The organism is Gloeothece verrucosa PCC 7822, from assembly GCF_000147335.1.
GTDB lineage: Bacteria > Cyanobacteriota > Cyanobacteriia > Cyanobacteriales > Microcystaceae > Gloeothece > Gloeothece verrucosa.
Genome location: NC_014501.1, coordinates 3,810,828 through 3,836,843, shown reverse-complemented (window position 1 = coordinate 3,836,843; position 26,016 = coordinate 3,810,828). Strand labels below are relative to the sequence as shown.

Sequence of the window (26,016 nt, the reverse complement as noted above, 5' to 3'; positions counted from 1 at the left end):
TTCATGAACAGTTAAACCCTTTGAGGTCTAGAATTATACTTATAAACGATTTTAGGATCAAAGTGAAAGAAGACCTATTAAGCGGACAATTAATCTCTCTGCGTCGGGGACTATCTTTACAAGTCTCTCACCAAAAAGGTAATACTCCCGCCCTAGTGTTTATTCACGGAGGATTAGGAAACCGCTATAATTTACGTTGTCAATACGAATTTTTTGCTCAAAAAGGTCAGCAAGTTTTAGCCTATGATTTAGCCGGACATGGGCAGTCTACCCCTTATCCTCGTTATTCTATCGGACGACATCAACGAGATTTAACGCGATTATTAAATCATTTTCAGATTAAATCCCCGATTTTATGTTGTCATAGCTACGGTGTACCTATCGGTTTAGAATGGGCTAAAAACCATCAAGCCAGTGCTTTAATTTTAATTGCTGGCGGCACTCACGATCTGGCCCCTTGGTGGGAAATTCCCTTAATGAAATTTTTAGCTTGGGGAGGAAGATATTTTTACCATTTTAAACTTATTCAACAACTCACTAACCGTTTATCAAGTCCTCAAATGACCGAAATATTAGAACGTTTTTTAAATGAATGTCCAGTCCCAACCAACTTTGAACCCTATAAAGCTTTAGAAATTTTTTGGGGATATAATTTTTTTGCACGTTATAATTCTCCCATTGAATTTCAAATACCTGTTTTAGTCATCAGTGGAGGACAAGACTCTATGTTTACCCAATCAATGGGAGAAGAATTAGCCAGTCATTTTACTCAAGGTCAACAATTACACTTACCTCAAGCCGGGCATTTAGTCATTGCTGAATATCCTGAAATAGTCAACGAAGCTATTTGTAATTTTCTGAATAAATTAAATAATAATTAACAAATTCTCTTCAATTTTTTATTCATCTTAAAGAAGAAACAAAGACATGAAAATCTCTAAACTATTAGCAATTGCCACAGGATTTTTTTTAGGTTTTGGGGGGCTAGGTTACTGGTATGTTTTCATCGCAGGCGCTCCCCAATTTGACCCGCCAGATGTTAGCGCCCAAGGCACAGACATGACCTTTCAACTAGAAAGTTTTAAATCAGTGGCTATGGGAAAAACCCGTCAATACGGTGTTATCTTACCCCCAAATTATCATCAAAATACCAACCAACGCTATCCCGTGATTTTTCTCTTGCATGGGGGACATGATGATGCTCGCGCCTGGGCAGATAAATATGGCATTATTCCCGTCCTGCACCAACTTTATCAAGAGAAAAAACTCCCCTATTCAATTATTATTACTCCCGATGGCAATGATAATCGCGGCTCGAGTGCCTTATGGGACCCACAATATTTTGATGGTGCTAATGGAAAACTCGGAACATTAATTGGTTCAGAATTAGTTCAAGAGGTTAAATCTCGCTACCGCACCTTAAATCAACCTCAATTTTGGGCCCTTGGGGGACTCTCTTCAGGAGGATGGGGAGCCTTTAATATTGGATTACGTCATCTCAATAATTTCCATATTCTCTTTAGCCATAGCGGCTATTTTACTGATACTACAGGAGCGGCTAACAGTCCCAATCTGTTTATCCAAAAACTGCCTAAAAGTGACCTGATTCCCTTGCGGGTTTATTTAGATGCCGGCAAATCCGATAGCGATCTTCTCGCCTCAACTCAACAGTTTCATCAAACTTTACAGCGATTAGGCATAGAAAATGTATTTTATGCTTTTCCGGGAGGTCATGGATTATCAGGACCCGATTACGGATGGAATTATTTTCATAAACACGCCGTTGATTCTTTATCTTATGTCGGTCAACAATTTAAATCGGCTCTTGAGCAACTCTCTAAATCTTCTAGGTTATAATTCAATCGTTATTGATTAAATGAATAATGTTACCTTTACGTACAAAAATTGGGATATGGAGTGCAGCCTTATTAACCGGACTCGTCGGTGTTGTTAATCTACTCTCTGCCGTTACTCCAAATATACAAGCCCGCACTCATTGGTTAAAAGCGATTTTTCCCTTTGAGGTGCGCTCTTATGGCCATTTATTTGCTGCCCTGACGGGTTTTTTCTTATTGAGTCTGGCTACTAATTTATTGAGGCGAAAACGGGTTGCCTGGTTACTAGCCATTGTTTTATTGATTATTTCTATTGTGTCCCATTTAATTAAAGGACTTGACTATGAAGAAAGTCTATTAGCTTTCGTCCTACTGATCCAACTGGTTCTCATGCGGAATGTTTATACCGCGCGTTCTGATGCCCCTTCCCTCGCCCAAGGCGTAAGAATGTTAATGGGAGCATTGTTATTTACTCTGGCTTACGGAACCATTGGCTTTTATTGGCTTGATTCTCATTTTCATGTCAATTTTAGTTTCTCGGATGCCATCAATCAAACCCTGGCGATGTTTTTTACCGATGATAATGCTAGGCTACAACCCGCTACAAAATTTGGTAGTTTTTTCGCTGATTCTATTTATACAGTAGGCACAATAACCCTGTTATTTGCGCTATTTATGCTCATGCGTCCTGTTTTACTGCGAGGGGTGCCGGCTACCCCTGCCGAAAGGCAACGGGCACAAGCTATCCTCGAACAGTATGGATGTTCTTCTTTAGCGCCTTTGGCTTTATTACCCGATAAGGCTTATTATTTTAGTCCTTCAGGGCGTAGTGTGATCGCTTATGTGCCTAAAGGACGAGGAGCGATCGCCCTAGGAGATCCCATTGGCCCGCCCGAGGATAAAAAAGAAGTTATCATTGGTTTTCAACAATTCTGTCAAGAAAATGACTGGTATCCCGCTTTTTATCAAACTTTACCCGATTATTTAGAGTTATATCGCTCCCTAGGTTTTAAAGTGCTTAAAATTGGAGAAGAAGCCATTGTCAATCTACAAACCTTTAGCTTACAGGGGAAAGCAGGAAAAAATTTAAGAACCGCGATGAATCGCATGACTAAATTAGGATACAAAATTCAATTTTATCCCCCACCGATTGAAGATGATTTACTCAAAAAATTGCGAAATATTAGTGATGAATGGTTAAAAATGATGCAGGGAGCCGAAAAAAAGTTTTCAGTAGGCTGGTTTGATGAAGATTATCTAAAAAATTGTGAAATAGTTACAGTGGAAACAGAAAAAGGAGAAATAACGGCCTTTTGTAATATGATTCCTGAATATCAAACCAATGAAATTACTAATGATTTAATGCGAAGAAAGGCTGAAGTGGAAAACGGAACGATGGATTTTTTATTTATTGGTTTATTTCAAGCCTATAAAGAAAGAGGTTATGACGGATTTAATTTAGGATTGTCAGCCCTAGCAGGGTTAGGACAGACTCAATTATCCCCGCGTTTAGAAAAAGTTTTGAGTTATTTATATAAGCATTTAAATCAGTTTTATAATTTTCAAGGATTACATAGTTTTAAAGATAAGTTTAATCCCCGTTGGGAGCCGCGCTACCTGATTTATCCGGGAACGGCTACATTAGCTGATATAGTGGTGGCTTTGATTAGGGTTGATTCTGGGGATCGTTTATGGGATTATTTTAGACCGGGTTCATGAATAAGTTCCTAAGTAGGATAGTGGTTCTACTTTCCCGTATTTGTAATAAAGCATTAGAAAATTTTTTATAACTTCAAGACCCAGACAAAAATTGATAAAACTCAATAGTAAAAGAATACTAATTATTGCCGAATTCGAAAAAAACTCTAGACTGTGTTATAAGAGATTTCAGGATCAAAAAAAGCGACAATCTTACAAGCTTGTCTATTTAAACCACCAAATTTGATTGACAGGAGAACATAATGGATTTATCTAACTCTAACACCCTAAAAAATTTAGAGGCGGCTTTTGGGGGTGAGTCGATGGCTAATCGTAAATATTTATTTTTCGCTGATGTGGTGCAAAAGCTTGGCTTTAGTGAGTTATCTAAACTCTTTAAAGAAACAGCTAATCAAGAAACACAACACGCTTTTGCTCATTTTTCCCTCTTGCATCCTGAATTGGTGGTCACTAATGCAGCCGCTTTAAGCGATGAAGAAAAACAAAAAATAGCCGCTCGCTGTTTGGAGTTGGCAATTGAGGGCGAAACTTATGAATACACCACGATGTATCCAGAGTTTGCTGCTGCCGCTAAAGAAGATAAAGATGAGTCAGCCGCCGCCGAATTTGAGTCACAAGCGCAAGAGTCTGCTGAACATGCCCAACAATTTCAACAAGCGGCTCATGTTTTTGGGTTGCTGGTGAATGTAGAACATTACCATGCGGATCGCTATAATGAGGCCCTTCAAGTTTTACAGGGTGGACAACCGGATCAGCGCGTAACGGGTAGCGATCCGGCCACTCGTAAGTGGATCTGTCGGGTGTGCAGTATGATTTATGACCCTGTGGTGGGTGATCCTGACTCGGGTATTGCTGCGGGTACACCGTTTGAAGAGATTCCTGAAGATTGGCATTGTCCGATCTGCGGTGCCAGCAAGAAATCTTTTGTCTTACTAGAAGAAAAAGTGGCGGCTTAAAACACTCCTGTTTACAGAAAACTAGCTATTTTTTCGACGGCAATTTTTAAAACTTCGGGTTCTTGTACTAGGGCAAATCTGACATAGCCTTCTCCAGATTTCCCAAACCCAGAACCCGGAGAAACCGCTACCCCTGTGGCTAAGGCTAATTGAGTACAAAATTCTACTGATTTATCAGTCCAAGGAGGAGGCAATTTTGCCCAAACATACATAGTTGCTTTAGGAGTGGGGACTTGCCAGCCGATGCTATGCAAGGCTTCAATAAAAGCATCTCGACGTTTTTTAAAGGTGGCAACGGTTTGTATCACAGGTTCTTGAGTACCTTGTAACGCAGCGATCGCGCCATTTAAAATCCCCAGATATTGGTTAAAGTCAACGACGGTTTTAATCTGTTGTAATGCTTTAATGATTTCAGCATTACCGATGGCAAAACCAATGCGAAATCCGCCCATATTGTAGGACTTAGAAAAGGTAAAAAACTCAATGGAGATTTCTTTAGTAGTATCAGCTTGCAAGATAGAAGGAGGAGGGGCCGTCTCCTGAAAATAAATATCACAATAAGGAAAATCGTGAACCAAAACAATCTGATGTTTTCGGCAAAAAGCGACAGCTTTCTCGAAGAAAGTTAGGGGCGCGGTGGCAGTGGTAGGATTGTGGGGATAACTTAACACCATCATCCGGGCCTGGGCTAAAACAGGGCTAGGAATATCTTCAAAAACGGGTAAAAAATCATTTTCTGCCGCTAAAGGCATGGGATACATTTGACCACCGGCTAGATATACCCCTCCATAGTGGGAAGGATAACCGGGATCGAGAAGTAAAGCAAAGTCTCCCGGATTTAACAGGGCTAAGGGTAAATGAGCAGTTCCTTCTTGGGAACCAATGAGAGACAAAACTTCGGTTTCTGGGTCGACAGGGATGCCAAACCGGTTAGAATACCACTGTGCAACGGCAACCCGGAAAGCCTGTGTCCCATGATATAACAGGTATCCATAAGTTTTTGAATCCTGTAAGGACTGCTCAATGGCTGCGATGACATGGCGGCTAGGCGGCAAGTCAGAAGAACCTAAAGATAAATCGATAATTTCTTTGCCGTTGGCTCTGGCTTGGGCTTTTGCTCTGTCCATTACAGCAAATACATTCGTTGAAAGGGTTTCTAACCGTTTGGCAAATAGCATTTTAGTTATTAGTCATTAGTCATTAGTCATTAGTCATTTGCCCTGCTTGCCACTCTTTATTTCCTAATTAAGATGATTATCAATTAGGGTTTTGAGTTGTTGTTTGTTGATTGCGCCTTCAGAAGACTCTAAAAGTTCTTTGTCTTTGAACAACCTAATGGCGGGCACTCCTTCTACTTTACATTTAGACCTTGCATCGGGATTCGGATCGACTTCTAGTTTAACTACTTTTAAGCGATCACCGTAGGTTTCGGCTATCCAATCAATTGAGGGAGAAACCAAACGACAAGGCCCACACCACGAAGCCCAAAAATAAACTAAAACCGGTTGCTCACTATTGAACACTTCTTGCTCAAACAGAGCGTCTGTGATTTTAATAACGCTGCTCACGGGGTTACTCCTTCAATCAGTCGTCAGTTATCAGTTTTTTAGGGCACTCTTGCTTGCACCCGTTACCAATCAGTAAATCATTATCGCTGATAACTGTTTCTGGTTCACTGATAACTGTATCACTGATTGTTATTGATTGCTGACTATAGATTATCTATCTGGCGACGCAGGTCTTCTAATTCAGCATCAACCACTGAATTAGAGGAAGTTGAAGATTGACTAGAGGTTGATTGAGGTAAAGCTTTATCTGTTACAGGACCAGGTAAGGCTTTTGCTTCTCCTTGGACTTGAGCTTTTAGCAGTGCTAATTCATCATCTACATCACTACCCCCTTCTAACATCCGAAACTGTTCTTCTAACCCGTTTCCGGCTAATTCTCCAACGGCTTGAGATTTGGCTTCTTGTTCTAGTACCTTTTGTTCCATGCGCTCAAAGGCACTCATCGCACTGCTAGTGCCAATGTTACTCAGGGTGCTTTGGAGTTGTTCATTAGCTTTAGCGGCTTTAGCGCGAGCTTGCAGCATATTTTTCTTAGTTTTAGCTTCAGAAATTTTGCTTTCTAAAGCTACTAAGTTCCTTTTGAGTTGGTCAACGGTGGAGGTTTGCTGCTCTAGCTGTTGTTTTAGGACTGCGGCTGTTTCTGCAAAGGATTTTTTACGGGTTAAGGCTTCCCGAGCTAGGGTTTCATCGCCTTTCGAGAGGGCTAGTTTAGCTCGTTGTTCCCATTTATTAGCTTCTGATTGATTTTGATTATATTGTTGTTCAGATCTTTTTTGTTCAGCAATAGAGCGAGCAACGGCTTGGCGTAGCTGTACCAAGTCTTCTTGCATATCAATAACGGCTTGTTCCAGAACTTTTTCTGGGTCTTCAGCTTTGCTGACTAAATCGTTGAGATTGGCTCTAACTACTCGGCCTAGACGATCAAATAATCCCATGACGCTGACTATCCTTTATTTAGAAGTTTATTTTTAAAGTACGCTCTTGTCGGAGCTAAAGAGAGAAATAATTAGCAGGGTTATTACCATACTACCAAGGCTTTACCTATATCTAGTTTGACACAACTAGAGGATGAGCCAATGGTTCACTCAGAACCTCAGAGCGTCAATTATCAATCCGGCAAAGCAGCCCGAAGCGCAACCACTCTTTTAAGCAAGGGTGTATCAATCTCTATTACCTATTCCCTGTTTCCTGTCCGGAGTTTTTTTGGCTTTTCATCTTGAGCAATTCTGCTTCGATTTTTTCTCCTTCGAGAGCAGCAAATTGACTTTCTAAAGGATCGTCATCAGGGGTAATTAATTCTGAATGGGCTTCGAGTTCTAAAATTTTCGACTCGAGCCGCTCAAATACAGTTGTTATCTTGCCGTTGTTAACATTGCCCATGATCTCATTCATTTTTTGAGATGCCAAGGCGGATTTTAACCTAGCAATATAAAGGCTTTTTTGAGATTTTATTTGTGAATATTTTTCCTCTAATTCTCGTAAATTTTGTTTCAGTTTCTTGATGATCTCGCTTTGTTGCTCGATTTGAGTTTCAAAGGTTTGGGCAGTATTTTGATAACTTTGCCATTTAACCAGGGCTTGACGAGCTAGGTTTTCATTGTTCTGGCTGAGGGCGAATTGGGCACGCTCATACCAAGTTTGGGCGGCCAAGAGATGTTTTTGAGCTTCTCGTTCGGTTCGTTTAAAATTAGCAATCGCTTCTGCTAACCCTTGCCGCATTCGGATTAACTCTTGTTCGAGAGTTAAAACCATCTCTTCGAGCATTTTTTCGGGATCTTGGGACTCCTGAATTAAACTGTTGATGTTGGCGCGAATGGTTTGCCCAAGACGATCTAGCCAGCCCATAATGGTTCCCTCCTTCCGTAAAGCCTCTACATAATTTTAAGGTATAGGTTTGTTTGTTGGTCCGGAGTTTACGGTACGGCTTTCCTCGATTTTTTGCTGTTGTAATTGTTGCAATTGCTCCATTAATTGAGAGGGATCTTGCTTATTTTCTGTGGCTCTGAGTTTAGCTCGGATTCTATGATTAAATCCTAAAGGCGTAACGTTTTCTTGCTGGGCACGTATTTGTTCAAGCATACGCTCTCGGTCTAATTGCGCTTGTTGAGCTTTTTGGTTGGGGGGATTGGCTACCGGGGCGGGAGACACAGCCGCTTTCACAGGAGGAGCAACCGTTTGAGGCTGGGGGACCGAAGGAGTTCCCGACTGGCTGGCTGGCATCACGGGAACCGATACAGTCTCACCAGAATTCGGAAGCACCGGCGGATAGGTTTGAACCAGTGAAGGCTGTAAAGAAGGCGGCAATAAAGCGTTGGTTAAATTAGATGCCGCTTTTGGCGTAGCAGTCTGTATGGGCCGTGAAGAGGTGCTGGTTTTTGGGGCTTCAGTTTTCTTGATGGTCTGAGAATTGAGGTTTAAGCTAGGGGATATGCGCGTGGCTGATGAGTCGGGCACTGATAACACACTTAGCTGATCTAAGCTTAAATTTTTTGAAGTTTCTCTTGTGGAATTGAGGGCACTCGTGGGGGATAGCGGCTGAGATATCCGGTTAGATTCAGGATGGCTTTGAGCTAGGTGTTTTTGGCTTGACCACTGGGACCAACTTAAAAGCATATTGGCAGTTAATAAGATGAATATAGCGCCGAGGCCCCAAGGCGTAAGCAGTTGTTCTAACCATTGTTTTTCGATGGGGTTATTCGGGGGTTCGTAGCTTCCCGTTACTTCATACTCTCCTAGCAAAGAGGGGTGTTCCACAATGGCTACTAATTCATCGTCTTTTTGCGTTTTTCTGTTTGAGTGATGAACGATACTAACGACTGTCTCGGAATCTGGTAGCTTAGATGATTGGCCAGGTAGACTGGCAGATGGATGTTGACTCTGGTTCATAATTTACTCCTCAACCGAAAAAGACCTATCAACAGGTCTTGTTGTTCAGTGTATCCCAGGAATGTCGCTATGTCCTTTGAGTCTATCAGTGAGATTATTAATTTTGTTGAACAGCAGCCCGGCTGGGAAATGGTGCGGCTATATCGCCACATCCAACGGTGTTGGTCAACTCTAGTCGGTTCTAGGGTGGCTGCTCATACCCGTCCTTTGTTTGTCCAGCGACAAGTGTTGTGGGTCGCTACTTCGAGTTCAGCTTGGGCACAAAATTTATCTCTTATGCGTTACTCTTTATTGAAAAAACTTAATGCTCAGTTGTCTGAACCTCTTAGTGATATACGCTTTTCTCCGGCTTCTTGGTACAACTCTCTTCAGATAGATGACGGTGAGGACCAGGCTCAAGCTAATCTAAGAGAGCAACATCCTTCTTTTGTTAGCCGCGAGCAAGACTTAATCAAACCTGAACAATCCCCGAGTTTGAGTGATGATCCCCAAGCGGTTTTTGAACATTGGGTACAAAAAATGCAACAAAACCATCAGCATCTTCCCCTTTGTCCTTCTTGTCATTGTCCTACCCCTAGGGGTGAACTACAACGTTGGTCTGTCTGTTCTTATTGTGCTACCAAAGAATGGACTACTTAAGGTTTCTTAATCTTATATTTTTTAAAAAATTATTACGTTAATATAAAAAGGTTTTGACCGATTCAGTTGGATTCTAGTTAAGAATGGTTTGCTTTTTATCTCTATTTATATTGATCCCTCAAGGTTTATGGAAAATCGTAGCTAACTTTACTTATTGCCGGCTATGTTAAAAAACTTGTAAAGCTCGAATCTGTTTCTTTTTGTAAAGCAATTATAAAAAAAACATAAATATGTTAATCGCTACGGGGATCACTGAAATATATATAGAATAACAGGTTCAGCCACGATAGAGCTAGAGATGACTAGAGGAAAATAAATATATAGCTAATCAACCGCTTAAGATAAAAAACTATTTTTCGAGAGCATCCTATGAACACAGCCACTTTTTTAACTTCTTCTTGTCGGTGCTGTCGGTATTACAAAAGTCAAGGTCGTCGGGGTGGGACGTGCCAACAGTTGGGAGTTCCCGTTCAATCTAATTGGAAAGCTTGCTCATTAGCGGCTCATCCTTTTGTATCGGCTTGGGAAACTATAGGAGAAGTGGTACATTTGGAAAAATCATTGACTTTAACCTGTTCTGGTAAAACTACGCCAGTTGAGTCTGCTCAAACAGCAAAGGTTTCGGCAACTAAACAAACAGTTATTGCCTAAGTAAAATGGTTGTTTTAACCTTTTGACTTGAATCAATCTCACTACGAAACGAAAAAAAGATATTAATAGTAAGATTTTCAAAGATTGTTAAAAATTCTTGCCACAGTCAATAGTTATTAGCCGCTCTTTCATCCATCAATAATAACTAATTAATGACCAATAACTGATGACTATTAACTAATGACTATTAACTAATGACTAAAGTTAGGGGAGCCAAGGATATTGACTAAAATCGGGAGGTCGTTTGTCTAAAAAGGCTTGTTTCCCCTCTGCGCCTTCTTCAGTCATATAAAAAAGTAAGGTAGCATTGCCCGCAAGTTCCTGTAAACCAGCTTGTCCATCACAGTCAGCATTAAAAGCGGCTTTGAGACAACGAATTGCCAGAGGACTTTTTTCTAAGATTTCTTTTGCCCATTGAATGCCTTCAGTTTCTAATTGTTCGATGGGAACAACACAATTAACTAGCCCCATCTCTAAAGCTTGTTCGGCAGTATATTGACGACAGAGAAACCAAATTTCTCTGGCTTTTTTTTGTCCCACAATGCGAGCCAGATAACTAGCCCCAAAACCGCCGTCAAAACTCCCGACTTTAGGTCCTGTTTGTCCAAAAATGGCATTATCGGCGGCAATTGTTAGGTCACAGATCAGATGTAAAACATGACCTCCTCCGATGGCATAACCAGCGACTAAAGCAATAACGACTTTCGGTAAAGAACGAATGAGGCGCTGTAAATCAAGCACATTCAAACGAGGTACACCGTCATCACCAATATAACCGGCATCCCCTCTGACACTTTGATCCCCGCCGGAACAAAAGGCGTATTTTCCATCAGTGTGAGGTCCGGCACCCGTTAAAAGAATCACTCCGATTTTTTGATCTTCTCGAGCATCACAAAAAGCATCATACAATTCAAACACGGTTTTTGGACGGAAAGCATTCCGTTTGTGGGGACGGTTAATAGTAATTTTGGCGATCCCATCCCACTTGTGATACAGAATGTCTTCGTAGGTTTTGGCAGTTTGCCAGGCAACTATCATGTTAAAACCACTGCTAATTGAATAATTAGGTTATGTTTCGACAACTTTGGCAATCTTACCTTATTTCGGGACAGCCGATGAACAGTGAATCGTTAAATAAATTTCCGACAGGGTCAAAAAAGTTCATTCTCTTGGCTGATGACTGATGCGGGAAAATCTTAATTTTTTGTAAAAAAATACTGCTAAAGACAGAGAAATGTTAGAATCTGATACTTGAGCAGTTTAATAAACTTAATGTTAAAAAAAAACAAATTGATTCATAATAAGGATCAAGGAAAACTAAACTAAAAATGTCTTTAACTTCAATAGAGGCTTATTCTCTATCTCAAGAAAGACTCTCAAAAAAAGAGCAATTGTTTAATTGAAAAATTTTAAACATAAAAGGTAAAAAATTTCAATGATTAAAATTCAACAAGTTCGCTGTCCTAATTGTGGTAAATTTGCCCAAAGACAATATTGGCATCAACCGAAACTGATGCAAACTGCTTGTCCTGTGTGCGATTATTTAATGATTAACTGTTGTCTCACTGGGAAAGTTGTTGAATCTTATGCCCCAGGAATCGCTGTGTAAAACGATGTTTGCCACTTTTCTTGATCAATGAGGCTAAAGCAACAAAGCCCGTCTAGGCGGGCTAAAATTTTATTTGATAGGAGCCGGTTGAGTCTTACCAGAGAGGGTGAAAGATTTTAAATAAAGCTGGTAAGGAGCAAATTTTTCCGATTGGCTGACTCTCTTAGCCGCAATTCCTGCGCTAACAACAAAGGTTAACCAGACGGCGAGTAAACCAAAAACATATTTGTGCATTTTTCTGGCTGTTTTGCGTCTAATTTCTGGTAGCATGGCTTTAGTGCTGCGTTACATTAATCGTAAATAGGGAAATAAAGGATGCCAACTCATAACCGTAGCGGCAATAAAGAATAAAAACATCCAAAAAAATAGAGTTTTAGCTTTTATATTTTTATTTCTCCACAAGTAATGAAGAACAAACCAACTCGCAAGCCAACTGATTAGGAAAATCGTTTCTTTGCCCGTATAACTGCCAATATTGCCCCACAATTGGCTAGGATTTCGACTTCCAGGAATCCAGCTTCCTATTTTCCAAACGATTTCATCTCTTGCTTTTGATGTATCTGCTAAATGGTGGACAATCATCATTACCCAACAGCCAAACCCGCCACTAATAAAAGCCGCAGCAGCCGGGCCTGAAACTTCTGGTGGACGTTGAGAACCTTTGGCCAAAACTTGGGGAAAGTATTTTAACCCTTGCCAAATCAGGCCGTATAACGTTTGCTCACTTTTCATGACATACCTTGGAATATTGAATGATTCTTTGTTTACAAACCGTGCATTTTAGCAATAGCAAAACCCGTCACTAAACCGCCGATTTCAAAAAACATCATCGCCATTAAACCCACACAAGTAGCGGCTAAAAGAGGACGGTTTCGTTTTTCTAAAATTCGATCTCCATAATTCCAGAGAATCCACGTACAAGCTGTTCCTAAAGGTAGGGTAAATAGCAAGCTAAATTCATGATATTTCATCAATATGTATTCCACCAAAGGCGTATTCTCTAATAGCCAAGCGCGGGCCCCTCTATAGGCAAAACCTGCCCGGTATCGCATATAAGCCAAGTTGCCTGTAGCAATTCCCAGAAAAGTCAAAATGGTTGACCAAAAGCTTAGAGTACGAATTTGGGGCAAAACTTTATTGACTCCCCGCAATAAGGGAAAAGCTAAATGCCCAGTATAAACTGTGATTACGGTAGTGAGTAAAGCCGCCAAACTATGAATTGTCCCCATTGACCGTTGCCAGGGGCTAGGATGTAATAAATTGGCAAAGGGTAAGGACAAAAACAGAACAGCAGACAAAATACTCAGTCCATACACACAAACCTGAGCGATGTCTAGCTGTCTGGGAAACTCAGATTCTGCTGTAATTTGTTTTTCTTCTAGCCTCATAGGAATTGTTTGTCGTACTGACGTTAACCATTTAAGGCTCTGTTGGTGTAATGAATTAGAAGATTGTTAGCAACTCTTTAATGATTACACCAAATTTGGACAAAATTCCCTAGACAAACTGTCAAACTTGAGGCTTTTACAACATTGTTAAACTTTGGCGGCTCTTAATTGTCCACAAGCCGCATCGGTTTCGAGTCCCCGAGAGTAGCGCACACTGACGGCGATGTTTTCTTGTTGAAGAATATTCAGAAAAGCGTTAATGCGTTGAGAGTTAGGGCGTTTATAATCGGCTTCTGAAATAGGATTATAAGGAATCAGGTTAACATGACTCTGAAATCCTCGAATTTGAACCGCCAATTCTTGGGCCTGTTCGGGTAAATCATTGACACCAGCGAGGAGGATATATTCAAAAGTCACTCGCCGCTTAGTCATTTCGACATATTTGTGACAATCTTCTAGTAGATTTTTGAGGGGATAATGTTTAGCACTGGGGATCAGTTGTTCTCGTAAGGCTTGGTTAGGGGCGTGAAGACTGACAGCAAAGGTTACTTGGAGTTGATGCCGGGCCAATTGTTCGATTTTAGCGGGAAGTCCTACAGTAGAAATGGTGAGGGAGCGCATACCGATGCCTACATCCTGATTGAGAATATTAACGGCACTGACAACGGCTTTAAGATTGAGTAAGGGTTCTCCCATGCCCATAAATACCACATGACTTACCCGTCTTTGAAAGTCTTCTTGTACGGTTAAGACTTGATCAACGATTTCATGAGGGGCGAGGTTACGGGTAAAGCCGCCTTTGCCGGTTGCACAGAAATCACAGTCCATCGGACAACCCACTTGAGAAGACACACAAACGGTTAGCCGCTTTTCAGTGGGAATGCCAACGGTTTCAATAATTAACCCATCCTGAAGACGTAATAGATATTTACGGGTTTTATCTGGGGCGATACTGCGGTGATGAATTTGAGAACGCCCGATGGGATAGTCTTTGACTTCCTCGCGCCAAGATTTAGGAAAGACGGAAATATCGGATAGGGACCTAGCGCCTTTTTCATACAACCATTGATAAAGTTGTTTTCCTCGATAGGCGGGTTGTCCCTGTTCTTGAACCCACTCGGTTAATTCTTGTAGAGATTTTCCGAGTAAAACGTTTTGTCCTTGAGGCGACTTTGGTTTGGTTTTTAGCTCAATAGCCATAATCAGTAAAAATACTACGAGCGTGTAGTTTTGATAGGGTACTATTTACCATTTTGACATCCTCACCGCCGTAAAACCGACGGTGATTCCCAAACCTCACGATTTGGGTTTCTTGTTTCCTTCCCTAATTCGGGTTTTTCGCAACTGCCCTTTATACTTATGCCTATCAGGTCTTATGTCCGCTCCACAGACTCTCACCGCCAGCCCGGCGGCCAAAATATTCCGACTTGCATTGATGTCACGAGCGCGAAGCGCCACTTCGTGATCATGGACAGTTCTACATTCTGGGCACTCCCACTCACGGATATTCAATGGCAATTTGTCCATTACGTGACCGCAGTTCCCACAACGTTTACTGCTCGGGAAAAAGCCATCAATTTTCACCAGTTCACGACCATACCACTGGCATTTATATTCAAGTTGACCGACAAACTCAGACCATCCACAGTCGGATATTGCCTTGGCCAATTTAGAGTTTTTGACCATATTTCTAACTGCCAAATCCTCAACTACTATCGTTTGGTTTTCGCGTACAAGTTGAGTTGTCAGTTTATGGAGAAAATCTCTTCTAGAATCCCCTATTTTCGCGTGAACTTTGGCTACTTTCAATCTAGCCTTTTCTCTATTCTTAGAGCCTTTTTGGGTTCTAGAATACGCTTTTTGAACCCGATGGAGCTTTTTGTAGAGCTTATTAAAATGCCTAGGATTACTAACTTTAGTTCCATCGCTGGTGGTGATCAGACTGGTTATTCCCAAGTCAATAAAGTTATCTCAGGATTGATCAAGATGTAGTAGAAAGGGGCCTAATGAGTGAAGATGAAGACCCTTTCATTTTAAAAATGGTTTTAAGCTTTAACTTTTAGTTGTTAATTCGCGATTAAGTTTACTAAATTTAATTTCTTTTTTTGGCTTATTTAAATCAGCCCAATAAATTTGTAACTCAGTAGCCACTGAACCCGATAACAGCATACATCCCAATAAATTCGGGACTGACATCAATAAAAACATCATATCACTAAAATTGACGACGGCTCCTAGATTGACAATCGAACCAAGAAAAATACAAGCTAAAAACAACCCTTTAAAGACAAAAACCGTTCTTTCTCCTAATAAATAAGACCAGCATCTTTCGCCATAATAACTCCAAGTCATCATAGTAGAAAAACCAAATAAAAACATGATCATCGTTAAAACAGGGCTAAAACCGTGAATTGTCTTCTCAAAAGCCGCCGCCGCTAAAGCCGCACCACTGCTATATTGAATCGCATTTTCTCCATAAAAACCATTGGTTAAAATCACCAAAGCAGTTAGATTACAAATAACAACCGTGTCGATAAAAGGTTCTAAAATTGCGACAATTCCTTCTCGGATGGGATCACTTGTACGAGCTACCGCATGAGCGATCGCCGCCGTTCCACTGCCGGCCCCATTAGAAAACACACTGCGGCGAATTCCTTGTATTAATACACCCAGAAATCCTCCTGCGATCGCTTGTCCAGAAAAAGCCCCCGTGACGATCACCTGTACGGCTTGGGGAATTTCAGTAATATTAACTAGCACCACCCATAGACAAGCGGCTAGATAAACCGTCACCATAAAAGGCACTAATTTACTGGCCACAATGCCAATGCGGCTAATACCACCAATAATCACCAAACCTACCAAAAGAGCAACGATCAAACCATACAACCAATCATACTCTTGTAAAGAGGGAAAAACGGTGGTTAGACCGGCAAAAGATTGGTTAGCTTGAAACATATTCCCACCCCCTAAACCGGCGGGAATGCTAAACAGCGCAAATAACATGGCTAAAAAAGAACCTAATTTGGCCTGTCCTATGGCGGCTAACCCCCCGTCAAGATAATACATCGGACCGCCGACAATAATTCCATCAGGTCTAAGGATACGATATTTGAGTCCGAGGGTACATTCAACAAACTTAATTGACATTCCCAAAATGGCAGTGACACTCATCCAAAAGACGGCCCCCGGACCACCCATTTGAATAGCGATCGCTACGCCGGCAATATTTCCCAGTCCTACACTCGCCGATAAAGCAGTCGCTAAAGCTTGAAAAGCGGATATTTCTCCGGTTCCTTGTTCGTCGTTCTTTTCGTCTTCGGTTGTAGCAATATCAATGGCGTGTTTAAACCCTCGAATATTGATGAACCCCATACGCAAGGTAAAAAATACGCCTGCTGTAATGATCCAAAGAATAATTAGAGGGATGCCGGCCACCGAAAAAAACAAAATTCGCTCGATCAAACTCACTAGGCTAGAAAATACCTGATCGATGCGCTCGAGGATGTTAAGCTGTAGAATCATGGATTTTTCACCGATTGAGAGAGCAAGTCCCATAAGCTAAGTTTATATACTTTACTTAAGTTAACATTGTTTACTCAGGGCTTTTCGGCTCAATTATGATTTTTCTGCCTCAGAGGCGTTACACTAGCCTAGCTTTAGATCATCGATTTTTGAAAATCATTAATTTTTCTGGGAACTCTGTAACTCTTCTATACTGGTTTTTGAATATTCATTATTAACCTCAGTAAGGATTTTATCTTTTAGATTGGGGATATCTTCCTGTAAGCGATTCATTTCTGACAAATGTTCAAACATATAATCGATAATAGCTGCTAAAATAAACTGTTTTTGCCAAAAACTATCTCTTTCTGCTGTTATTTCAGTAACTAAACCAATTAATTCGGGCTGATTTTGTCCATGAGTTAACAAGCCCTTTAAAAGCAGTTTTAATTCCTGGTCAATGTCGGTTTTAAGTCTATTAGGTTTCATTGGGAAATTGTCCCTAAAAAAATAATAATAATATTTAGAACTAATTAATGATAAAATAGTTAATAATTATTGCTCCTCTAGATAACTTTCAGGCAATAACCAAACTACTTCTTCACTGGGACTCAAGCTTCGACCTATTAACTATTGATTTCTGATGACTTGGGCATAGTGATGGTCAACTTTTATCCAAATTTCGCCATCCTGGTCAGGCAAACTAAAAATTTGAAAAGATTCAATTTTTAAAAAACGAAGTTTTTGAATCGGGGTTAAATCAAGTTTAAACGAGATAATTTTTCTAAGTCTGTATCAGAGATAGCTAAAAAAAGTTAAATTTAAAAATTTTGAGCGGAAAAAATCGCCAAAGATCTCGATAAAAATGTTGTTATTTCAAGAAATTTAGGTATTTTTAAGATAAAGCTACTTGTTAACGGCAACCCATACCAGTTGCTCCTCTTGCGGAGACCCCCTCACGCCCCTAAGAGCGCAGACTTTACTGGTTCCCCTTAGTCAAGAGGGAGTAAGAAGCCAAAAGAGCCGTTAATAATTATTGCTCCTCTAGATAACTTTCAGGTAATAACCAAACAACTTCTTCATCGTCACTAAAACTTCTTCCTGTTGACCATTGATTACTAATGACTTGGGCATAGTGATGGTCAACTTTTATCCAAATTTCGCCATCCTGGTCAGGCAAACTAAAAATTTGAAAAGAGCCAATTTTTGAAAAAGGAAGTTTTTGAACCGGGGTTAAATCTAGTTTAAATGACATATTTTTTAAGTTTTAATCAAGGATAACCGGCAAGAATTAAATTTTAAAAATTTGAGCGGTATAATTCTAAAAAAATAAAAATATTTTCCTTTTAAGCCCTGGAAAAATTGGAAAAATTATTAGACTATTTAACGGGTTAGATAAATGGCTAAGGGATTTTAAATAACAAATAGAACTAATAACTCATTAAATGACGACGAGGATTAAAGGTTTCTATTTCTCTGAGTTTTTCATAAAGTTCTAACTCTTCAGGAGTCGGTTCAGAGGGAGTAACAATGAGAATTTCTACTAACTGATCACCTCGATTTCCTTCAGTAGTAGGATAGCCTTTATTAGCTAATCGTAGGCGTTGACCTGACTTGACACCTTTAGGGACAGTCATTTTTACTAATCCGTCAATGGTAGGAACTTCTACTGCTCCCCCTAAGATGGCTTCACTCGGTGTAACCGGAACCTGACAATAAATATCTTGACCTTGTAAGCTAAAAAAAGGATGACGAGCGACCGTAATTTTTAAATAGAGATCTCCTCCTTCTAGTCCCTGTCCTTTCAGACGTATTTTTTGCCCGTCAATCATAGCAGGGGGCATATCCACTTCTAAAGAGCGCCCATCCTCTAGACGAATGCGTTGCCGCCCTCCTAGATAAGCTTTTTGTAGCGGCACGGTTAACCTGGCCTCCACATCTCGGCGAGAAGGGCGCGTCGAAGTCACCACGCGAGTTTGTTTAGTGGTGGGACTGGCAAAGTCTTTAAATTTCCACAGATCAAACTCTGAACGATAAGCTCCCTCTGGGTTAGTGCCATTGCGAGAAGCAGATGAGGGGCGTTTAGGGGGTCGTCGTTTGTTAGATGTACCTAGCAGAAGACGGTTATATTCGCTGCGTTTTTGCTCATCCGAGAGAACATCATAGGCCTCATTAATATCCTTAAACTTTTCTTCGGCGGCTTGATCACCCGGATTCACATCAGGATGATACATTCGTGCCAATTTGCGAAAGGCTTTTTTAATTTCCTCGGGGGTAGCATTTCGTGGCACACCCAAAACTTCATAATAGTTACGAACGGTTTGCATAGATCAGTAATTAGTCATTAGTTATCAGTAATCAGTAATCAGTTATCAGTAATCAGTTATCAAGTTAGCAGTTATCAATTTTTCGAGTTGACTGTACTGTTATGGGTTGTCAGCAATCTATTGTTCACTGTTCACAGATAAGGTGTTTACTGTTCACTAATCTAAAACCAATCATCATCCTCCTCATCCCAATCATTTTGAGCAGGGATATTTCGCCGTTGGTTGCTTCGATAACGACCGCTTGGGGGTTCATTATAATCACTTCGACGAGAGCCGGAAGATCGATAATCGTTGTAGTTATTATCGTACCCCGATGAGCGATAATCATCCCTTCTATTAGGACGAGAATCATAAGTGTCTTGATAACCTCCACCACCAGCACCGTAGTTATAATCATCGTTTCCAGAGCGGGAATTATAACCCAAGTCGTAGTCATTTCGGGCTGATCGTCTTGGGGGATAAGGACGGTCTTCTTCTGATTCTCCAGTTAAAGTACGACGAATAGAATTGAAAAAACCTTCCCCTTCTTCGTCTTCATATTGCAAGCGAACTTCACGATTTAATTCATAGAGAACATCTTGTAGGTCGGCTTGCGCTCTGTCAAGACGGCGTTCATCATTCGCTTCTAGACTACTAAGAATTTCCGCACTTAAAGTTTCAATTTGACGACGATAAGGGCGAGTAAATTCTGTTCCGAAGTCTAGGGTAATTTCTTTGAGTCTACGTTGAGCTTGATCGGTCAAGGCTTTAGCGCGGTTACGTTTTTCTACCCTTTCTCGACGTTCTCTATCTTGAGCCGCAAAAGCATCTGCATCTTGGATCATGCGGTTAACTTCGGATTCTGAGAGGGTAGAAGCGCCTTGTATGGTGATACTTTGTTCTCGTCCGGTGGTTTTATCGCGGGCAGTCACTTGTAGTATCCCATTAGCATCAATATCAAAGGAAACTTGCACTTGAGGCACTCCTCTGGGAGCGGGCGGAATACCGGTTAGTTTAAAGCGTCCTAAAGATTTATTATCGCTTGCCATTTCCCGCTCTCCCTGGATTATATGAATTTCTACCAGGGTTTGGTTATTTTCTGCGGTGGAAAAAATATCAGAACGGCGAACTGGTATGGTTGTATTACGAGGGATTAATTTTTTCATCACGCCGCCGATGGTTTCTAATCCCAGAGATAGCGGCGTAACATCTAATAGCAGAATATCTTTAACTTCACCGGTTAAAATACTGGCTTGAATGGCGGCTCCTACGGCGACCACTTCATCGGGGTTAACATTTTCATTGGGTTCTCGGTCGATGAAACTGCGAACTAATTCCTTAACCATCGGCATTCGGGTTGCGCCGCCCACTAAGACCACTTCATCAATTTGCACGGGGGTTAAACCCGCATCATTGAGAGCGCGTTTGAGAGGACGACGCAGACGACTAACTAAGTCTCCACATAATTCTTCAAATTGAGCGCGGCTAAGGCGAGTTTCAATATGTTTAGGGCCTTCTTCTGTGGCGGTGATGAAGGGTAAGTTAATTTCGGTCACACTCACGCCAGACAGTTCTATTTTGGCTTTTTCTGCGGCTTCGGTGAGGCGTTGTAAAGATTGACGATCTTTTCTGAGATCGACTTTTTCTTGTTCTAAGAACTGTTCAGCTAACCAGTCTACGATACGGGTATCGAAATCATTACCCCCTAATTGGGTATCTCCACTGGTGGCTCTAACTTGAAATACGCCGTCTCCTACTTCTAGGATAGAGACATCAAAGGTTCCCCCTCCCAAGTCAAAGACGAGGATTTTTTTATTTTGTTTTTGATCTAATCCATAGGCTAAGGCGGCGGCGGTGGGTTCATTGAGGATACGCAGCACTTCTAAGCCGGCTATTCTGCCGGCATCTCGGGTGGCTTGTCGTTGAGAATCGTTAAAATAGGCGGGAACGGTGATCACGGCACCGGTGACTTCTTCGCCGAGATAGCGGCTGGCTTCCTCTGCCAATTTTCTCAGAATCATGGCTGAGATTTCTTCGGGAGCAAATTCTTTTTTCAGGCGAGGACAACGGATTTTAACATTCCCGTCATCATCTCGTCTAATGGTGTAGGGAACTCGTTTAGAATCTGGGGAAAGTTCGGCATAAGTACGGCCTATGTATCGTTTGACACCATAATAGGTATTTTGAGGATTAAGCACTGCTTGTCGTCTGGCCAATTGTCCTACCAGTAATTCTCCATCTTTATTAAAACCGACCACAGAAGGAGTTGTTCGCATTCCTTCTGAGTTAGCGATGACAATTGGCTTTGTTCCCTCCATCACGGCGACGACGGAGTTTGTTGTCCCCAGGTCTATGCCGACTACTTTTCCCATGCGTATTTTGATCTCCTGACCCTGTTGTATTGAGTCTTTATCCTTGGTGAGTCTAGCTCGATTATTGCTCGTTGACAATATTCTATCGAATTGCGAGGGGGTTATACGACTGAGGCTGCCCTTATTTCTTGGGACGGTTTTCCCTACCTAGGAGATGGGGGAGAACGAAAGGAAGAGAAGACAGGGAGAGGGAAAGATGATAACCTCGAAACAATACTCATTATTTTTTTACGTTTTTTTCTATATTTTAAAACAATTTTATCAACCTAAATTATTTGCCATAAAAAGAAAACAAAATTAATAAAAACCTTTTTTTTTTGATTTAAAATACTAAGTAAAAATAGATTAAACCGACGCGAATAGCCAAGCAAATTCAAAAAAAAGGCAAATATAAAATTTTTAAGACTTGGAAGAGAGGTAGTCAATGTCTGTTATAAAACGTCGCTACTTTCTGATCTTTTCTGCATCTGCTCTAGCTACCTTAGGTTGTACTCCAATGGCTATTCAAAAACAGGGCGATATTTATTCTCAACGATAACAAATGGCATAACTCGTCTGCAAGCTAAATTCAAATCTCTTTTAGCCGCACGACTGGTAAAACTAACCCTCAATACAGATTCATCACGATTAAATGTTATCGCTTCTCTAAGTCCAGAAGGACAAAACAATCAATTAATTGCTGAAGTTTTTCCGATTCGAGGGATAACAGAAGATGAGCAAAAAAATAGACCTATTCCTAACCTGACTGACTCCCGTCATCTACCGGTGGGTACACCAATACAGTTTCAACTTACTAATAACGAATCTAGTGATCTTCATGTCAATATTCTTTTTATAGATCAAAATGGAGAAATAACCGCTATCTTTCCTAATAATTGGGCACAATCAGCCGCATTTGTCCAAGTCAAAGCCGGAAGAACTATTCAAATTCCTCAGTTAGATGATCCTTTCCAAATAGTCCTCCAAGAACCAAAGGGTGTGGTAGAGGTATTGATTATTGCTAGTAGAGACCCTCTGACAAAATCTCTGAAAACCTTACAACAAATAGCTTCAAGAAATGGAGTAGAGAGAGGAACTATAACCATTAGTGAACCTCTCGAAGTCATTAATGATTTATTAGAAGACTTTGATGCAGGTTCTAGAGATGCTTATAAAGGTTCTGTGGCCTTGCGTCCTCGTCAAGTGGACACCACAAAACTAGCGGCAATGTCAATGAGTTTCGAGATAGTTTGAGCAGGGAATTATTTTAGCAAAGTCAAAAAATAATTAGAGATTTTAAGGCAAACCTAGGTCATTTTCTAGGAGGCAATCATGAAATCTAAAACTTTCAGTCTAAGGGTACTACTAAGTTTATTAACAACCTTCAATTTAAGTTGTGCAACATTAATTTCTGATCCGCAAGTAAGTTTGTCTGAAAATGGAGAATTGGCTCAAATGACTCAAGAGAATAAAGCTAAAACTCTTTTAGAACAAGGTATGCAGCAGTTAGAGGCAGGAGATTATCAAGCCGCTATTCAATCTTTTCAAGAAGCATTAATCTTGTTGCGGCAACAAAATGATCGCCAAGGAGAAGGACAGGCACTTAAAAATTTAGGTAATGCCTATTTTTGGCTTGGAGATTATGCTAAAGCTCTAGATTATGGACAGAAAGCTCTAGATATTGCTCGTGACATTGGGGATCAAGATTTAGAAGCTAGAGCCTTGCTAAATTTAGGAAATCTTGCTAATGAGTTACAAGAATATCCAAAGGCTAACGACTATTATCAACAAAGCTTGAATCTAGCTATAAAAAGCAAAAATCGAGAGTTACAAGCTAAAGTATTAGGTAGCATGGGACAGAGTAATTATAGCCAAGGTCATTATGACGAAGCTATTAAATATTTACAAGAAAGTTTAAAAATTGCAGAAAATTTAAGCGATAATAAATTACAAGTTAATGCTTTAATTAGATTAGGAAGAGCTTATCAAGAGAAAAAAGAGCTAACCAAAGCAATTGATTATTATCAACAGAGCCTAAAAATAGTTCGGGAGCTTAATAATCCTCTTCAGGAGCGTATAGTTTTAATGGCATTGGGTTTAGCTTATAATGAGAGCCGTGATTATGACCAAGCTATTGAGTATTCAAAACAGGGTGTAACCATTGGGCGAGAAATCAAAGATCCTCAAGGAGAATCTGAGTCTTTATATGTTTTAGGGCTTGCCTATAACGGAAAAGGAGATTACCAAAAAGTGGTAGAAACTTATGAGCAAGCTTTGGTGATTGTCAGACAATTAAACAATCCTCAACGAGAAGTAGAAATACTCAATTTTTTAGGCGTAGCCTACGGAGCTTTAGGTGAATATCTTCAACAAATTAACTATTTAAAACAGGCCTTAACTTTAGCTAAAACTTTTTCAGAGTCAGAATTAGAAATCAAGGCTTTATGGTTGTTAGGACAGGCTCATTTTAACTTGGGAGACTATGCCGCAGCCATTAAATATCAAAAAAATCGGCTAGAACTTGCGCGGAAAATCGAAGATTTTTCTCAACAAATAGAAGCCCTTAATGGTTTAGGAGATATTTATTACCAACTGGATGATTATGAGCAAGCGGTTAAATTTTACGAACAAGGTTTAGCCATTTCTAAAAATCAGGAAAAATATGAAAAAGTTTTAGAAACATTAAACAATCTTGGTAATGTTGCCCGACAAAAAAATGATTATGACAAAGCTATAGACTATGCACAACAAAGTCTCGATCTTGCTCGTAAAATTGTAAATCCTTATGAAGAATGGAAAGCTTTAATATCTCTTGGAGGAACTTATAAATATTTAGGAGATAAAAAGGCTATTGAATATCTTCAACAAAGTTTAGCGATTACCAAGAAATTTCCAACGCGAGGACAAGAATTTTTAACTTTAGAATACATGGGATTAGCTTACAGAGCTTTAGGAGAAAATGAGAAAGCCATAGAAGTATATCAAAAAGCACTTGTCCAAGCCAGAGCCATTAATGATCGTCCAGCAAAAGGGACTATTTTATCTCATCTTGGTTCAGCTTATTTTGAGTCAGGCAATCTTCAGGAAGCCGAGAAAATTTTACGCGAATCTATCAATATTTTAGAATCGATTTGGAAAGTTTTAAAAAAAGAAGATATTTACAAAATATCTCTTTTTGAAAGGCAAAAAGATACTTATTTAGAATTACAACAAGTTCTCATTGCTGAAAATAAACCCAACGAAGCTTTAGAAATTTCAGAACGAGGTCGAGCAAGAGCTTATGCAGAACGTCTAGCAGAACGTTTATCTGATTCTTCTAAAACTCCTTTAACTATTAAAGCACCCACTTTAAGAAAAATTCAAGAAATTGCTAAACAGCAAAAAGCAACCCTAGTAGAATATACTGTTAATAAAAATCCTTCTGAACTCTATATCTGGGTTATTCAACCATCTGGAAAAATTGATTTTCATCGAGTTGATTTACAAGCCAAACTCAACCAAACTTCACTAGAACAATTGGTAACTGATAGCCGTGAATCTATGGGGGTTAGAGGTCGAGGAGTTGAAATCGTTATTCGACCAGGGGTTGTTGAAAAGTTAAACTCAAACCTCAAAGAACTTCATCAAGTGTTAATAGAACCTATTGCAAATTTATTGCCCAGTAATGCCCAAGATCATGTAATTTTTATTCCCCATAGCTCTCTATTCTTAGTTCCGTTTGCGGCTTTAAAGGATAATTCAGACAAATATCTCATAGAAAAACACACTATCCTGACATCTCCTTCGATTCAGGTACTTGATTTAACCCATAAACTTGCTACCTCCAGACCTCAACAATCTTTATCCAAGGATCTTTCTCCTGAGCATATTTTAATTGTCGGAAATCCAACTTTTTCTAATCAATTACAAAACAATCTTTATCAATTAAAATCTCTACCCTATGCAGAAGAAGAGGCTAAAAAAATTGCTGAACTTCTCCATACTAAAGCTTTAATCGGAAATGAAGCGACTAAAACAGCTATTATCCCCAAACTTACTCAAGCGCGGCTAATTCATTTAGCAACTCATGGCTTATTAGATGACTTTACGGGAACAGGTGTTCCAGGTGCGATCGCTTTAGCCGATCAAAAAACAGATAACGGCTTACTAACTTCTCTAGAAATTCTACAACTTAAACTCAATGCTGATTTAGTCGTTTTAAGTGCTTGTAGTACAGGAGGAGGAAGACTCACAGGAGATGGTGTCATTGGTTTATCCCGTTCTTTAATTACCGCAGGTGCAAAGAGTATTATTGTTTCTTTGTGGTCTATTTCCGATCAGTCTACTGCTACCTTAATGACGGAATTTTATCAACAAAATCAAAACAATCCAGATAAAGCCCAAGCTTTACGGGCGGCCATGCTAAAGACTATGCAACAGTCTTCATATTCTCACCCGAAATACTGGGCGGCATTTACTCTGATCGGTGAAGCTAATTGATCGCCAACACCGCCCTACCCTGCGATTAAAGCGGTTTTGGGGAATAGTTAACAGTTAACTCGAGTAGGGGGAAAGGCAATTAATGACCAAAGACCAAAGACTAATGACTAATATGGTAATTGCCA

24 protein-coding genes and 1 pseudogene are annotated in these 26,016 nt (G+C 40.2%); 9 read left to right on the top strand and 16 right to left on the bottom strand.

The features are described 5' to 3' along the window. Positions 1-62: 62 nt before the first annotated feature. From CYAN7822_RS16920 to CYAN7822_RS16905, 4 genes are all read left to right on the top strand, one after another. On the top strand, positions 63-881 hold the full coding sequence (locus CYAN7822_RS16920; RefSeq protein WP_013323480.1) for an alpha/beta fold hydrolase: 819 nt from the start codon (positions 63-65) through the stop codon (positions 879-881). 46 nt (positions 882-927) lie between these two features. Further along, on the top strand, positions 928-1,857 hold the full coding sequence (locus tag CYAN7822_RS16915) for an alpha/beta hydrolase (protein ID WP_013323479.1): 930 nt from the start codon (positions 928-930) through the stop codon (positions 1,855-1,857). A 26-nt stretch (positions 1,858-1,883) separates the two neighbouring features. Beyond that, positions 1,884-3,554, top strand: a complete 1,671-nt coding sequence (locus tag CYAN7822_RS16910; protein WP_013323478.1) for a phosphatidylglycerol lysyltransferase domain-containing protein — start codon at positions 1,884-1,886, stop codon at positions 3,552-3,554. Between the two features lie 242 nt (positions 3,555-3,796). Further along, positions 3,797-4,510, top strand: a complete 714-nt coding sequence (locus tag CYAN7822_RS16905) for a rubrerythrin family protein (protein ID WP_013323477.1) — start codon at positions 3,797-3,799, stop codon at positions 4,508-4,510. A gap of 11 nt (positions 4,511-4,521) precedes the next feature. Here the strand turns inward: CYAN7822_RS16905 and CYAN7822_RS16900 are convergent, their stop codons facing one another. The 5 genes from CYAN7822_RS16900 to CYAN7822_RS16880 form a co-directional block, all read right to left on the bottom strand. Beyond that, positions 4,522-5,688, bottom strand: a complete 1,167-nt coding sequence (locus tag CYAN7822_RS16900; protein ID WP_013323476.1) for an LL-diaminopimelate aminotransferase — start codon at positions 5,686-5,688, stop codon at positions 4,522-4,524. Positions 5,689-5,751: 63 nt separating this feature from the next. Further along, a complete protein-coding gene (locus CYAN7822_RS16895) occupies positions 5,752-6,078 on the bottom strand; it encodes a thioredoxin family protein (RefSeq protein WP_013323475.1) in 327 nt (108 codons plus the stop codon). A gap of 143 nt (positions 6,079-6,221) precedes the next feature. Next, positions 6,222-7,013: a PspA/IM30 family protein gene (locus CYAN7822_RS16890; protein ID WP_013323474.1), complete on the bottom strand. Its 792-nt coding sequence runs from the start codon at positions 7,011-7,013 to the stop codon at positions 6,222-6,224. A 235-nt stretch (positions 7,014-7,248) separates the two neighbouring features. Further along, positions 7,249-7,923 carry a PspA/IM30 family protein gene (locus CYAN7822_RS16885; RefSeq protein WP_013323473.1) on the bottom strand — a complete coding sequence of 225 codons (675 nt, stop codon included), beginning with the start codon at positions 7,921-7,923 and terminating at the stop codon, positions 7,249-7,251. A 36-nt stretch (positions 7,924-7,959) separates the two neighbouring features. Next, complete coding sequence (locus CYAN7822_RS16880; RefSeq protein WP_013323472.1) at positions 7,960-8,964, bottom strand: hypothetical protein; 1,005 nt, start codon at positions 8,962-8,964, stop codon at positions 7,960-7,962. A 69-nt stretch (positions 8,965-9,033) separates the two neighbouring features. Between CYAN7822_RS16880 and CYAN7822_RS16875 the strand changes: the two genes are divergently transcribed. Continuing rightward, positions 9,034-9,603: a DciA family protein gene (locus CYAN7822_RS16875; protein WP_013323471.1), complete on the top strand. Its 570-nt coding sequence runs from the start codon at positions 9,034-9,036 to the stop codon at positions 9,601-9,603. Positions 9,604-9,972: 369 nt separating this feature from the next. Next, complete coding sequence (locus CYAN7822_RS16870; RefSeq protein WP_013323470.1) at positions 9,973-10,254, top strand: hypothetical protein; 282 nt, start codon at positions 9,973-9,975, stop codon at positions 10,252-10,254. A gap of 204 nt (positions 10,255-10,458) precedes the next feature. Here the strand turns inward: CYAN7822_RS16870 and menB are convergent, their stop codons facing one another. Next, the gene (menB, locus tag CYAN7822_RS16865) at positions 10,459-11,292 is read right to left on the bottom strand and encodes a 1,4-dihydroxy-2-naphthoyl-CoA synthase (RefSeq protein ID WP_013323469.1); all 834 of its coding nucleotides are present in this window, start codon (positions 11,290-11,292) and stop codon (positions 10,459-10,461) included. Between the two features lie 397 nt (positions 11,293-11,689). Between menB and CYAN7822_RS16860 the strand changes: the two genes are divergently transcribed. Next, positions 11,690-11,863 (top strand): hypothetical protein, encoded by a 174-nt coding sequence (locus CYAN7822_RS16860; protein ID WP_013323468.1) that lies wholly within the window; start codon positions 11,690-11,692, stop codon positions 11,861-11,863. A gap of 69 nt (positions 11,864-11,932) precedes the next feature. Here the strand turns inward: CYAN7822_RS16860 and CYAN7822_RS16855 are convergent, their stop codons facing one another. The 10 genes and pseudogenes from CYAN7822_RS16855 to dnaK form a co-directional block, all read right to left on the bottom strand. After that, a complete protein-coding gene (locus tag CYAN7822_RS16855; protein ID WP_013323467.1) occupies positions 11,933-12,133 on the bottom strand; it encodes a hypothetical protein in 201 nt (66 codons plus the stop codon). Positions 12,134-12,148: 15 nt separating this feature from the next. Beyond that, the gene (locus tag CYAN7822_RS16850; RefSeq protein WP_013323466.1) at positions 12,149-12,595 is read right to left on the bottom strand and encodes a hypothetical protein; all 447 of its coding nucleotides are present in this window, start codon (positions 12,593-12,595) and stop codon (positions 12,149-12,151) included. Positions 12,596-12,627: 32 nt separating this feature from the next. Next, entirely contained in the window at positions 12,628-13,251 is a 624-nt protein-coding gene (locus CYAN7822_RS16845) for a hypothetical protein (protein ID WP_013323465.1), read from the bottom strand. Between the two features lie 147 nt (positions 13,252-13,398). After that, positions 13,399-14,451 carry a dual-specificity RNA methyltransferase RlmN gene (rlmN, locus tag CYAN7822_RS16840; RefSeq protein ID WP_013323464.1) on the bottom strand — a complete coding sequence of 351 codons (1,053 nt, stop codon included), beginning with the start codon at positions 14,449-14,451 and terminating at the stop codon, positions 13,399-13,401. Between the two features lie 96 nt (positions 14,452-14,547). After that, a pseudogene (locus CYAN7822_RS16835) lies at positions 14,548-15,213 on the bottom strand (RNA-guided endonuclease TnpB family protein); the annotation flags it as partial. A gap of 90 nt (positions 15,214-15,303) precedes the next feature. Next, complete coding sequence (locus CYAN7822_RS16830; RefSeq protein WP_013323463.1) at positions 15,304-16,809, bottom strand: alanine/glycine:cation symporter family protein; 1,506 nt, start codon at positions 16,807-16,809, stop codon at positions 15,304-15,306. A 126-nt stretch (positions 16,810-16,935) separates the two neighbouring features. After that, positions 16,936-17,244 (bottom strand): hypothetical protein, encoded by a 309-nt coding sequence (locus CYAN7822_RS16825; RefSeq protein WP_013323462.1) that lies wholly within the window; start codon positions 17,242-17,244, stop codon positions 16,936-16,938. Between the two features lie 544 nt (positions 17,245-17,788). Beyond that, positions 17,789-18,010: a hypothetical protein gene (locus tag CYAN7822_RS16820; RefSeq protein ID WP_013323461.1), complete on the bottom strand. Its 222-nt coding sequence runs from the start codon at positions 18,008-18,010 to the stop codon at positions 17,789-17,791. Between the two features lie 175 nt (positions 18,011-18,185). Further along, positions 18,186-19,082, bottom strand: a complete 897-nt coding sequence (locus CYAN7822_RS16815) for a J domain-containing protein (RefSeq protein ID WP_013323460.1) — start codon at positions 19,080-19,082, stop codon at positions 18,186-18,188. A gap of 161 nt (positions 19,083-19,243) precedes the next feature. Next, positions 19,244-21,433, bottom strand: coding sequence for a molecular chaperone DnaK (gene dnaK / locus CYAN7822_RS16810; RefSeq protein WP_013323459.1), 2,190 nt, complete (start codon positions 21,431-21,433; stop codon positions 19,244-19,246). 486 nt (positions 21,434-21,919) lie between these two features. Here dnaK and CYAN7822_RS16800 point away from each other — a divergent pair, with 486 nt between their 5' ends. Together CYAN7822_RS16800 and CYAN7822_RS16795 are read left to right on the top strand one after the other, a co-directional pair. After that, entirely contained in the window at positions 21,920-22,666 is a 747-nt protein-coding gene (locus CYAN7822_RS16800; protein WP_041933282.1) for a DUF4384 domain-containing protein, read from the top strand. Positions 22,667-22,744: 78 nt separating this feature from the next. Further along, entirely contained in the window at positions 22,745-25,891 is a 3,147-nt protein-coding gene (locus tag CYAN7822_RS16795) for a CHAT domain-containing protein (protein ID WP_013323458.1), read from the top strand. Positions 25,892-26,016: the final 125 nt, after the last annotated feature.

Bases quoted from the DNA above. Each gene is read 5' to 3' on its own strand.
- CYAN7822_RS16855 (WP_013323467.1), bottom strand. From the start codon at position 12,133: ATGCTACCAGAAATTAGACGCAAAACAGCCAGAAAAATGCACAAATAT.
- CYAN7822_RS16910 (WP_013323478.1), top strand. From the start codon at position 1,884: ATGTTACCTTTACGTACAAAAATTGGGATATGGAGTGCAGCCTTATTA.
- CYAN7822_RS16885 (WP_013323473.1), bottom strand. From the start codon at position 7,923: ATGGGCTGGCTAGATCGTCTTGGGCAAACCATTCGCGCCAACATCAAC.
- rlmN (WP_013323464.1), bottom strand. From the start codon at position 14,451: ATGGCTATTGAGCTAAAAACCAAACCAAAGTCGCCTCAAGGACAAAAC.
- CYAN7822_RS16845 (WP_013323465.1), bottom strand. From the start codon at position 13,251: ATGAGGCTAGAAGAAAAACAAATTACAGCAGAATCTGAGTTTCCCAGA.
- CYAN7822_RS16880 (WP_013323472.1), bottom strand. From the start codon at position 8,964: ATGAACCAGAGTCAACATCCATCTGCCAGTCTACCTGGCCAATCATCT.
- CYAN7822_RS16870 (WP_013323470.1), top strand. From the start codon at position 9,973: ATGAACACAGCCACTTTTTTAACTTCTTCTTGTCGGTGCTGTCGGTAT.
- CYAN7822_RS16830 (WP_013323463.1), bottom strand. From the start codon at position 16,809: ATGGGACTTGCTCTCTCAATCGGTGAAAAATCCATGATTCTACAGCTT.
- CYAN7822_RS16825 (WP_013323462.1), bottom strand. From the start codon at position 17,244: ATGAAACCTAATAGACTTAAAACCGACATTGACCAGGAATTAAAACTG.
- CYAN7822_RS16860 (WP_013323468.1), top strand. From the start codon at position 11,690: ATGATTAAAATTCAACAAGTTCGCTGTCCTAATTGTGGTAAATTTGCC.
- CYAN7822_RS16915 (WP_013323479.1), top strand. From the start codon at position 928: ATGAAAATCTCTAAACTATTAGCAATTGCCACAGGATTTTTTTTAGGT.
- CYAN7822_RS16850 (WP_013323466.1), bottom strand. From the start codon at position 12,595: ATGAAAAGTGAGCAAACGTTATACGGCCTGATTTGGCAAGGGTTAAAA.
- CYAN7822_RS16900 (WP_013323476.1), bottom strand. From the start codon at position 5,688: ATGCTATTTGCCAAACGGTTAGAAACCCTTTCAACGAATGTATTTGCT.
- CYAN7822_RS16815 (WP_013323460.1), bottom strand. From the start codon at position 19,082: ATGCAAACCGTTCGTAACTATTATGAAGTTTTGGGTGTGCCACGAAAT.
- CYAN7822_RS16795 (WP_013323458.1), top strand. From the start codon at position 22,745: ATGAAATCTAAAACTTTCAGTCTAAGGGTACTACTAAGTTTATTAACA.
- CYAN7822_RS16875 (WP_013323471.1), top strand. From the start codon at position 9,034: ATGTCCTTTGAGTCTATCAGTGAGATTATTAATTTTGTTGAACAGCAG.
- CYAN7822_RS16890 (WP_013323474.1), bottom strand. From the start codon at position 7,013: ATGGGATTATTTGATCGTCTAGGCCGAGTAGTTAGAGCCAATCTCAAC.
- dnaK (WP_013323459.1), bottom strand. From the start codon at position 21,433: ATGGGAAAAGTAGTCGGCATAGACCTGGGGACAACAAACTCCGTCGTC.
- menB (WP_013323469.1), bottom strand. From the start codon at position 11,292: ATGATAGTTGCCTGGCAAACTGCCAAAACCTACGAAGACATTCTGTAT.
- CYAN7822_RS16820 (WP_013323461.1), bottom strand. From the start codon at position 18,010: ATGTCATTTAAACTAGATTTAACCCCGGTTCAAAAACTTCCTTTTTCA.
- CYAN7822_RS16905 (WP_013323477.1), top strand. From the start codon at position 3,797: ATGGATTTATCTAACTCTAACACCCTAAAAAATTTAGAGGCGGCTTTT.